This is a genomic window from uncultured Aquincola sp., from assembly GCF_964001545.1.
GTDB lineage: Bacteria > Pseudomonadota > Gammaproteobacteria > Burkholderiales > Burkholderiaceae_C > Aquincola.
Genome location: NZ_CAXFDV010000849.1, coordinates 21224 through 27491, shown reverse-complemented (window position 1 = coordinate 27491; position 6268 = coordinate 21224). Strand labels below are relative to the sequence as shown.

Sequence of the window (6268 nt, the reverse complement as noted above, 5' to 3'; positions counted from 1 at the left end):
TTCCCGTTCCAAGGCATCCCATGACGCAGTCAAACAAGCTCAAGCGCGTGGCACTCGTGACCGGCGCTTCCTCCGGCATTGGCGCAGCTGCCGCCCGGCAGTTGCTGGCCGCCGGCTTCGCGGTCTACGGCACCAGCCGGCGCGGCGGCGCGGGCGCTGCAGGCAGCTTGACCAACTTCCATGGCGTGGTGGGGGTGACCAATGCCGTGCTGCCGGTCATGCGCCAGCAGCAAGGTGGCCGCATCCTGAACATCGGGTCGGGCCTGGGGTTCATCCCTTCGCCGTTCAGTGCCTACTACTCGGCGACCAAGCATGCGCTGGAAGGCTACTCGGAGTCGCTGGACCACGAGGTCCGCGGCTTCGGCATCCGCGTGGCAGTGATTGAACCGGGCGCGACAAAGACGTCCTTCGACACCAGCACCACCGCAGCCGACCAACCGCTGCGCGCCTACGACACGCTGCGTCAAGGCTACCTGGCGGCTTATGAACGTGCCATGGCGGTGGCCGACACCCCTGAGAGCGTGGCGCAGACCATCGTGAGGGCCGCCCTGGCAGAGCGCCCGTTGCTGCACTACCCGTCGGGCCCATCGGCGCAGCAAGGCGCCTTGGCGCGCCGCTTTCTGCCGCGCGCCCTGTTCGACAAGGTGCTGCACAAGCAGTTCGGTCTGGCCTGACGCCCGCACGCCCCACAACCCGCGCAGCGCGCCGCACCGTGCCTGCCGAACACCCCAGTCCCATGAAAGCACTCACCTTCAAGCGCTACGGGAAGTCGCCCGACATCGGGTTCGCCACCATCGACACCCCCACCTTGCAGCCCGACGAGCTGCTGGTGCAGGTGCATGCGGCCGGCCTGAACCCGATCGACAACATGATCCCGCAAGGCACCTTCAAGCTGGTGATGAAGTTCCAGCTGCCGGCCGTGATGGGCAGCGATCTGGCCGGCGTGGTGGTGGCAGTCGGCAGCCGGGTGACGCGCTTCAAGCCCGGTGACGAGGTGTTTGCCAGCACCTTCGATCTGGACAGGGGCGCGCTGGCAGAGTTCGCCGCGGTGCCGGAAAGCGCCGTGGCGCTGAAACCGACCGGGCTCGACTTCGTGCAGGCCGCGTCGATCCCCATGGTGGGCCTGACCTCCTGGCAGGCGCTGAAGGAATGCATCGGCCTGCGCCGCGGACAGAAGCTGTTCATCTCGGCCGGATCGGGCGGCATCGGCACCTTCGCCATCCAGCTGGCGCACCATCTGGGCGCCCGGGTGGGCACGACCGTGAGCACGGCCAACGTTGCGCTGGTGCGCGACTTGGGCGCCGAAGAGATCGTCGACTACAAGACCCAGCAGTTCGAGCAGGTGCTCACCGGCTACGACGCTGCGCTGGGCACGGTGCGTGGCGACACGGTCGAGAAGGCGCTGGGCATCCTCAAACCGGGCGGGCGTCTCGTCTCGCTGATCGGTCCCCTGGACGCGGCCTTTGCCGAAGCAAGAAAGCTCAACCCCGTTCTGAAGTTCGTGTTGGGGCTGATGCGCCGCAAGGTGGTGAAGCTGGCGGGCCGCAAGGGCGTGGACTACGCCTTCCACTTCGTGCGCCCCGACGGACGGCAACTGGCCGAGATCGGCGCGCTGCTGCAGGCCGGGTACATCCGGCCCGTCATCGATCGGGTGTTCCCGTTCGACGAGGCCCCGCAGGCCCTGGCGTACCTGGCGCTGGGGCGCGCCCGGGGCAAGGTGGTGGTCCAGCTTCGGTAAGGCGGGCGTCCGGCCAGCGCCGGACGCGCCGTCGCTTCTACTTTCACAGACGGGAATCTCGATGAAATACGTGAGCTTTGGCAAGACCGGCCTGCAGGTGTCCCAGTTCGCGCTGGGCACGGGCAACTTCGGCACGGGTTGGGGCCATGGGGCCGAGCCCGAAGTGGCGGCGGCCCTCTTCAATGCCTATGCCGATGCCGGCGGCAACTTCATCGACGGGGCAGATGCCTACCAGTTCGGCCAATCGGAAGAACTGCTCGGCAGCCTGCTGCAAGGCCGGCGGGAAGACTTCGTGCTGGCGACCAAGTTCACCCTGGGCGCCGTGCCGCAACCCAACCGCCTGGTCACCGGCAACAGCCGCAAGGCCATGGTGGCCTCGGTCGAAGCCAGCCTGCGCCGGCTGAAGACCGACCGCATCGACCTCTACTGGGCGCACCACCCCGATGGCGTCACCCCGGTCGACGAGATCCTGCGCGGCTTCGACGATCTGGCGCGGGCCGGCAAGATCCTGTATGCAGGCCTGTCCAACTTTCCGGCCTGGCGCCTGTCGCGGGCCGTCACCTGGGCCGAGCTGACGCATTCGCTGCCCGTGGCCGCCGCACAGTTCGAGCACAGCCTGGTGCACCGCGAGCCCGAGGCCGACCTGTTTCCCGCCAGCCAGGCGCTGGGGCTGGGCGTCGTCACCTGGTCGCCGCTGGGCGGCGGCATGCTGACGGGCAAGTACCGCCAGGGCGAAAAAGGCCGTGCCGAGGGCTTTGGCGGTCGCGTGTTCCAGGCCGAAGACTCGCCGCAGCGCACACGGGTGCTCGACACGGTGATGGCGATCGCCGAAGAACTGGGCGTCACACCGGGGCAGGTGGCCATTGCCTGGGCCAGCACGCATGGCTCGGTGCCCATCATCGGCCCGCGCGCTGCCGGCCAGCTCGACGACTACCTGGCAGCGGCGCGTGTCACGCTGTCGGCGCAGCAGCTGACCCGCCTGGACGCCGTCAGCGCCCTGCCAGGCGCACCGGCTGCGCGCAGCCCTGCGCATCCGGTGGCGTAAGGTACGCGCTCACGCCGCCAGCAGGCTACCCGCCTGCGCCTTCGCGAAGCGCCCGATGTGGAAAGGCTCGATCGGGGTGCTGGTGCGGCCGGTGGCCAGCAGTTCGGCCATCACGTCGCCCACGCCGGGGCTGATGGCAAAGCCTTCGCCGTTGAAGCCGAAGGCGTAGTGCAGCCCGGGCACGCGGGCGCTGGGGCCCATCACCGGCGCCCAGTCGGCGGTATAGCCCTCGATGCCGCTCCACACGCGGATCAGCTGCACGTTGGCAAAGGCGGGCACGAAGCGGCGCAGCTCGCGCATCTGCCGCAGGATGTTGTCGGGCTTGACGTAGGCCCGCACATGGGCCGCATCGGCCGGGCCCTTGAGGCCACCGCCGAAGACGATGTTGCCGCGCCGGATCTGGCGGAAGTACAGGCTCTCGTGCTCCACCGGTGTGGACACGCCGATCGACGGCCCGATGCCATACGGCAACGGCTCGGTCACGCCCATCTGCGGGCCGCGGGCTTCCAGCGGCACCGTCTCGCCGAACAGGCTGGCGATGCGGTTGGACCAGGCGCCGCAGGCCACCAGCAGCTGCGCGGCGCGAAAGCGCCGGCCGTCGGCGGTGTGGGCCACGAAGTCGCCGGCTTCACGCTCCACATGCACCACCTCGGCATGCTCGTGGATGTGGGCGCCCAGCCGCGCCGCCGCGCGGCCGAAGGCGGGGCCGGCCAGCCGCGGATTGGCATGGCCGTCTTCGGGTGACAGCGAGCCTGCCACCACCTCGGGCGCGAAGATGCCCCAGCGCTGCTGCAGCTGCTGGCGGGTGAAGAGTTGCAGCTTCAGGCCCAGCGGCGCCACGTCGCGCGCATGCTGTTCCAGCTTGGCGGCCTGCTGCTCGGTGTAGCAGCAGCGCAGGTGGCCATAGGGCACGAACTCCAGGTCTTCGCCCAGCAGCGGCTTGACGCGGCCCCACACCTCGCGGGCGCGGTTGGCCAGCGGCATCTGTTCCAGCGCGCGGCCCTGGCGGCGCACGTTGCCGAAGTTGGTGCCGCTGGCCTGGCGGCCGATCAGCTCACGCTCCAGCAGCGCGACCGAGCGGCCATGCCGCTGGCGCAGGAAAAACGCGGTGGCAGTGCCCATCAGGCCGCCGCCCAGCACCAGCACGTCGGTGCGCAAGGTCTCGTTCGTCATGCCTTCACCTCGGCGGTGTTCATCATCAGCGGCTTGACCGGTGCCTGCGAGCGCAGCCGGCCCACCAGCTGCACCGGCACGCCGCCGGCCTGGGCCACGATCTCGGCCGAAGCATGGCCGCAGAAGCGGCCCTGGCAGCGGCCCATGCCTACGCGGCTGAAGGCCTTGGCGCGGTTGACTTCCTGGCCGCCCATCTCGGTGACGCAGCGGCGCAGCTCGCCGGCGGTCACGGCTTCGCAGCGGCACACCACCGCATCGTCGGGCAGTTGCGCGGCCTGTTCATGCGGCCACGGAAAGGCCCGCGCCAGGCCGTCGCGGAAGCGGTCCATCTGCGCCAGCGTGCGGCGCAGCGCCGGGGCTTCGGCCGCATGCAGCGCACGGCCGCGGTCATGGCCCAGGTCGCTCAACGCGGCCAGCGCCGCCAGCCGGCCTGCGGCCTCGGCACCGTCGGCGCCCAGGATGCGCACGCCGTCACCGGCCAGGTACACGCCGCGGGTGCTGCTGCGGCCGTCTTCGTCGATGCGCGGCAGCCACTGCCGGCTCACCGGCTCGAAGTGGAAGTCGCAGCGCGCCAGGTCGGCCAGCTGGGTCTCGGCCCGCAGGTGCCAGCCCAGGCCCACCGCATCGCATTCAAAGCGGCGCACCGTGCCCTGGGCATCACGCACCACCACCGCTTCGGCGCCCATCGCGTCGCTGCCTTCGATGCGCAGCGGCTGCACGCCTTGCAGCACGGTGACGCCGGCCCGCCGCAGGCCGCGGATCAGGCCCACGCCGCGCCAGGCCAGCGCCGGCCGTGCCAGCAGGCCGCGCACCGCGGCCAGCGGCTTCATCGCCGGTGCGGTGTCCAGCACCGCTTCCACATGGGCGCCGGCCTGCTCGTACTGCGAGGCCACCAGGTACAGCAGCGGCCCGCTGCCCAGGAACACCACACGACCGCCGATGGCGCAGGCCTGGGCCTTGAGCGCGATCTGCGCCGCGCCCAGGCTGTAGCAGCCGGCGCGGTGCCAGCCCTCCACCGGCATCAGCCGGTCGGTGGCGCCGCTGCACACCAGCAGTGCGTCATACGGCAGCAGCTGCGGCTCGCCCCGGTGCACCACATGCAGCGCGGGTTGTTCGGCTACGGCGGTGAGGTTCCAGGCCAGCGTCTCGCTGCGGTAGTCCACCTGGGGGCGCAACGCATCGAAGTCCTGGTGCAGGGCCTGGGCCTTGGCCGCCTCGCTGCCGTACAACTTGGCATAGGGCCGCTGGAAGCCTTCAGGCTGGCGGCGGTAAATCTGGCCGCCGTCGCGCCGGCCTTCGTCGATGACGATGGGCCGCAGGCCTGCGGCCACCACCGCTTGCGCGGCCCTCACACCGGCCGGGCCGGTGCCGACGATGACGATGCGCGGCAGGGTCACAGCTGCACCTCCACCTCATGACGGGCCAGCGTGGCCTGCAGATCGGGCGTCATCGGCCACTGGCCACGGGGCGGGCGCGTCAGGATGGACATGCCGTCTTCCGCCACGGTGGAGCAGGCGCGCAGCCGTTCGCCGGCCGGCGTCCACACCCAGCAGTCCTGGCAGGCGCCCATCAGGCAGAAGCCGGCGCGCGGGCCGTCGCCAAATTCGCTGTCGCGCAGCCGCCGCCCCTGGCTGAGCACGGCCACCAGCAAGGTGTCGCCGGCCAGGGCCTGCACGGGCTGGCCATCCACCAGCAGGGTGATCGGTGGCCGGTCGGTTTCGGCCAGCCGGATGAAGCGGGGCGGTAGGGCGGACATGGGGGTGGTGGGTGATGCGGCAGCGCGCTAACGCTGGTGGGGGAACAGCCGTTCGATCGGGTAATGGGTCTTGATGAACGGCGACTTGATGACGATGTAGCTGAAGTACTTCTCGATGCCGATGTTGCGTTCGAGCAGGCCTTCGATCACTTCCTGGTAGTGGTTGACGCCGCGGGTCATGAACTTCAGCAGGTAGTCGTAGCCGCCGCTCACCAGGTGGCACTCCAGGATCTCGTCGACGTCGCGGATCGCGGCCTCGAAGCGGATGAAGTCCTCGCGGTGGTGGTCGGCCAGCGTCACCTCGGTGAAGACGGTCAGCGTGTCGCCCAGCTTCTCCAGCCGCAGCTGGGCGCCGTAGCCACTGATGTAGCCCGCCTGCTCCAGCCGCTTGACGCGGATCAGGCAGGGGCTGGGCGACAGGCCCACCGCATCGGCCAGGTCGACGTTGGTCATGCGGCCGTTTTTCTGCAGCTGGGCCAGGATGCGAAGGTCGAGCCGGTCGACCTTGAGGGTTTCGGAAGACATGGTGAAGCCAGAGAGACGGACGAACCCGGAT

At 70.0% G+C, this 6268-nt stretch carries 7 protein-coding genes; 3 read left to right on the top strand and 4 right to left on the bottom strand.

All coding sequences use genetic code 11. The features are described 5' to 3' along the window. The first annotated feature begins 20 nt into the window (after positions 1–20). From ABNT58_RS29400 to ABNT58_RS29390, 3 genes are all read left to right on the top strand, one after another. The gene (locus ABNT58_RS29400) at positions 21–674 is read left to right on the top strand and encodes an SDR family NAD(P)-dependent oxidoreductase (RefSeq protein WP_348756891.1); all 654 of its coding nucleotides are present in this window, start codon (positions 21–23) and stop codon (positions 672–674) included. A 62-nt stretch (positions 675–736) separates the two neighbouring features. Further along, positions 737–1738: an NADP-dependent oxidoreductase gene (locus tag ABNT58_RS29395; protein ID WP_348756890.1), complete on the top strand. Its 1002-nt coding sequence runs from the start codon at positions 737–739 to the stop codon at positions 1736–1738. A 61-nt stretch (positions 1739–1799) separates the two neighbouring features. After that, positions 1800–2783, top strand: a complete 984-nt coding sequence (locus tag ABNT58_RS29390) for an aldo/keto reductase (protein WP_348756889.1) — start codon at positions 1800–1802, stop codon at positions 2781–2783. Between the two features lie 9 nt (positions 2784–2792). On the opposite strand, the gene ABNT58_RS29385 is transcribed toward ABNT58_RS29390, so the two are convergent. The 4 genes from ABNT58_RS29385 to ABNT58_RS29370 are packed head-to-tail and all read right to left on the bottom strand — an operon-like array spanning position 2793 to position 6237. After that, a complete protein-coding gene (locus tag ABNT58_RS29385) occupies positions 2793–3956 on the bottom strand; it encodes an FAD-binding oxidoreductase (RefSeq protein ID WP_348756888.1) in 1164 nt (387 codons plus the stop codon). Then, positions 3953–5353 carry an NAD(P)/FAD-dependent oxidoreductase gene (locus ABNT58_RS29380; RefSeq protein WP_348756887.1) on the bottom strand — a complete coding sequence of 467 codons (1401 nt, stop codon included), beginning with the start codon at positions 5351–5353 and terminating at the stop codon, positions 3953–3955. The genes ABNT58_RS29385 and ABNT58_RS29380 overlap by 4 nt, the downstream gene beginning before the upstream one ends. Continuing rightward, a complete protein-coding gene (locus ABNT58_RS29375; RefSeq protein ID WP_348756886.1) occupies positions 5350–5712 on the bottom strand; it encodes a (2Fe-2S)-binding protein in 363 nt (120 codons plus the stop codon). Before ABNT58_RS29375 ends, ABNT58_RS29380 begins: the two co-directional genes overlap by 4 nt. Before the next feature lie 27 nt (positions 5713–5739). Beyond that, positions 5740–6237, bottom strand: coding sequence for an Lrp/AsnC family transcriptional regulator (locus ABNT58_RS29370; protein ID WP_348756885.1), 498 nt, complete (start codon positions 6235–6237; stop codon positions 5740–5742). Positions 6238–6268: the final 31 nt, after the last annotated feature.

Coding starts and splice junctions, on each gene's coding strand:
- ABNT58_RS29400 (WP_348756891.1), top strand. CDS start 21: ATGACGCAGTCAAACAAGCTCAAGCGCGTGGCACTCGTGACCGGCGCT.
- ABNT58_RS29395 (WP_348756890.1), top strand. CDS start 737: ATGAAAGCACTCACCTTCAAGCGCTACGGGAAGTCGCCCGACATCGGG.
- ABNT58_RS29390 (WP_348756889.1), top strand. CDS start 1,800: ATGAAATACGTGAGCTTTGGCAAGACCGGCCTGCAGGTGTCCCAGTTC.
- ABNT58_RS29385 (WP_348756888.1), bottom strand. CDS start 3,956: ATGACGAACGAGACCTTGCGCACCGACGTGCTGGTGCTGGGCGGCGGC.
- ABNT58_RS29375 (WP_348756886.1), bottom strand. CDS start 5,712: ATGTCCGCCCTACCGCCCCGCTTCATCCGGCTGGCCGAAACCGACCGG.
- ABNT58_RS29370 (WP_348756885.1), bottom strand. CDS start 6,237: ATGTCTTCCGAAACCCTCAAGGTCGACCGGCTCGACCTTCGCATCCTG.